This window comes from Streptomyces sp. NPDC127038, from assembly GCF_042725875.1.
Lineage (GTDB): Bacteria > Actinomycetota > Actinomycetes > Streptomycetales > Streptomycetaceae > Streptomyces.
In genome coordinates, this window is record NZ_JBHXDQ010000091.1 from 1 (window position 1) to 3,255 (window position 3,255).

At 69.6% G+C, this 3,255-nt stretch carries 2 protein-coding genes; both read right to left on the minus strand.

What is annotated here, in order from left to right; genetic code table 11:
* The coding region (locus ACFWI4_RS37785; RefSeq protein WP_387205779.1) for an alpha-amylase family glycosyl hydrolase at nt 1-1,071 on the minus strand (1,071 nt) is incomplete at its 3' end.
* The coding region (locus tag ACFWI4_RS37790; protein ID WP_387205781.1) for a maltotransferase domain-containing protein at nt 1,068-3,255 on the minus strand (2,188 nt) is incomplete at its 5' end. The genes ACFWI4_RS37785 and ACFWI4_RS37790, both read right to left, overlap by 4 nt.

The following is a 3,255-nucleotide window of genomic DNA, read 5'->3' on the forward strand; positions in this document are numbered from 1 at the left end:
GGCGCGCATACGCGGGTCTTTCGCGTATTCGGCGTACATGTAGTCGCGTTCCTCGTCGGTGACCATTTCGAGGGTGAGCTCGTCGTGGTTGCGCAGGAAGATGCCCCATTGGCAGTTGCCGGGGATGGCGGGGGTCTTGGCGAGGATTTCCGAGACGGGGTAGCGGGACTCGCGGCGGACGGCCATGAAGATGCGGGGCATGACGGGGAAGTGGAAGGCCATGTGGCACTCGTCGCCGCCGGAGGGGAAGTCGCCGAAGTAGTCGACGACGTCCTCGGGCCACTGGTTCGCCTCGGCCAGCAGCACCGTGTCCGGGTAGTGCGTGTCGATCTCCTTGCGCACCCGCTTGAGGAACTCATGGGTAGCAGGAAGGTTTTCGCAGTTGGTCCCCTCGACCTGGTACAGATACGGCACCGCGTCCAGCCGGAACCCGTCGATCCCGAGATCCAGCCAGAACCGCAGCGCGGAGATGATCTCCTCCTGGACGGCCGGGTTCTCGTAGTTGAGGTCGGGCTGGTGGGAGAAGAAGCGGTGCCAGTAGTACTGCTTGCGGACGGGGTCGAAGGTCCAGTTGGAGGCCTCGGTGTCGACGAAGATGATCCGGGCGTCCTGGTACTGCTTGTCGTCGTCGGCCCAGACGTAGTAGTCGCCGTAGGGGCCGTCGGGGTCGGTGCGGGACTCCTGGAACCACGGGTGCTGGTCGCTGGTGTGGTTCATGACGAAGTCGATGATCACGCGCATGCCGCGCTGGTGGGCGGCGTCGACGAACTCGACGAAGTCGGCGAGGTCGCCGAACTCGGGGAGGACGGCGGTGTAGTCGGAGACGTCGTAGCCGCCGTCGCGCAGGGGGGACTTGAAGAAGGGCGGCAGCCAGAGGCAGTCGACGCCCAGCCATTGGAGGTAGTCGAGTTTGGCGGTCAGGCCCTTGAGGTCGCCGACGCCGTCGCCGTTGCTGTCCTGGAAGGAGCGGACCAGGACCTCGTAGAAGACGGCGCGTTTGAACCACTCGGGATCGCGGTCCTTGGCCGGGGTGTCCTCGAACGTGTCCGGGACGGGCTCGTTGACGATCATGTGGTGGGTGACCCTCCGATCAGCGGTGAGGACGGTCGCAGGACGGTGAGGATGTGCGCGGACCGGACGCCCGGCTCCAGTCGCACATAGTTGGTCCTGCCCCAGTTGTAGGTCTCGCCGGTGAGCTCGTCGCGCACCGGCACCGACTCGTGCCAGTCCAGGCCGAGTTGCGGCATGTCCAACGAGACCGTGGCCTCCTGGGTGTGGTACGGGTCGAGGTTGACCACCACCACAACCGTGTTCGAACCGCGGTCGTCCGTCACGGACTTGGAGTAGGCGATCACCGCCTCCTGGTCCGCGTGGTGGAAGTGCAGGTCACGCAGCTGACGCAGCGCGGGACTCCGTCGTCTGACCGCGTTCAGCTCCCGCACCAGCGGCGCGATGCTCCGGCCCTCCCGCTCCGCCGACTCCCAGTCCCGCGGCCGGAGTTGATACTTCTCGGAGTGGAGGTACTCCTCGCTGCCGGGGCGCAGGGGGGTGTTCTCGCAGAGTTCGTAGCCGCTGTAGATGCCCCAGGTGGGGGAGAGGGTGGCGGCGAGGACGGCGCGGAGTTCGAAGGCGGGGCGGCCGCCGGCTTGCAGGAACTCGTGGAGGATGTCGGGGGTGTTGACGAAGAGGTTGGGGCGCATGCGGGCGGCGGAGTCGCCGGCCAGTTCGGTGAGGTACTCGGTGAGTTCCTGCTTGGTGTTGCGCCAGGTGAAGTAGGTGTAGGACTGCTGGAAGCCGATCTCGGCCAGGGTCCGCATCATCGCGGGCCGGGTGAAGGCCTCGGCCAGGAAGATGACGTCGGGGTCGGCGCCGTTGATCTCGGCGATCACCTGTTCCCAGAAGACCACGGGCTTGGTGTGGGGGTTGTCGACGCGGAAGATCCGCACCCCGTGGTCCATCCAGTGGCGCAGCACCCGCACGGTCTCGCGGACCAGTCCCGGCATGTCCCGGTCGAAGGCGATCGGGTAGATGTCCTGGTACTTCTTCGGCGGGTTCTCCGCGTAGGCGATCGTGTTGTCGGGCCGGTGGTGGAACCACTCCGGGTGCTTCTCCACCCACGGATGGTCCGGGGAGCACTGGAGCGCGAAGTCCAGCGCGATCTCCAGACCCAGCGAGGCGGCCCGGGCGACGAAGGCGTCGAAGTCCTCGATCGTGCCCAGCGCCGGATGGACAGCGTCGTGCCCGCCCTCCGGCGAACCGATCGCCCAGGGCACCCCGACGTCCTCGGGGCCCGCGGACAGCGTGTTGTCCGGACCCTTGCGATGGGTCGTGCCGATCGGATGGACCGGCGGGAGGTAGACGACGTCGAAACCCATCTCCGCGATCGCCGGCAGCCGCTCGGCCGCCGTGCGGAACGTACCGTGCGCCGACGGACCACCCCGCCCGTTCTCCGACCGCGGGAAGAACTCGTACCACGCCCCGAACAACGCCCGCTCCCGCTCCACCAGCAACGGCAACGGCTCGGACGAGGTCACCAGTTCGCGCAGCGGATGCTCGGCGAGCACGGCGTCCACCTCCGGGGTCAGCGCGGCGGCGAGACGGGAGGCGACGGGCCTGCCGGTGTCGCGCAGCGCGTCCACGGCCCCGAGAACCGTGTCCCTGCTCTTCTTGCCCCTGGTTCCCCTGGGCAGGGCCGCGGCCGCCCGCTCGTACAGCAGGGCGCCCTCCTCCAGCACCAGTTCGGTGTCGAGCCCGGCGGGGATCTTGATGCCCGCGTGCCGCCGCCAGGTGGTGACCGGGTCGCCCCAGGCCTCCACCGTGTACGTCCAGCGGCCCTCCGCGTCCGCGCTCACCCGGGCGCCCCAGCGGTCGGTGCCGGGGGCCAGTTCGCGCATCGGCGTCCAGGGTCCGGGGCGGCCGTCCGGGCCGCGCAGGACGACGTTCGCGGCGACGGCGTCGTGGCCCTCGCGGAAGACCGTCGCCGAGACCTCGAACTCCTCGCCCACCACCGCCTTTGCGGGACGGCGCCCGTGCTGCACGACCGGCTGGACGTCCAGGACGGGGATGCGTCCGACGGCCGTGGCCGGGGCGGCCGCGGCGGCGAGGGGGCCGTCGGCCGCGTCCGGGGTGCGGGTGGCGGGGACGGCGGCCCGGCCCGCCCGCGAAGCGGTACCGGCCCGCTTCGCCGCGGAGGTCTCAGCCGCCGGAACGGCCTTCGCCGCCTTCGCGGCGGCGGACTTGGCCGGATTGGCGGCG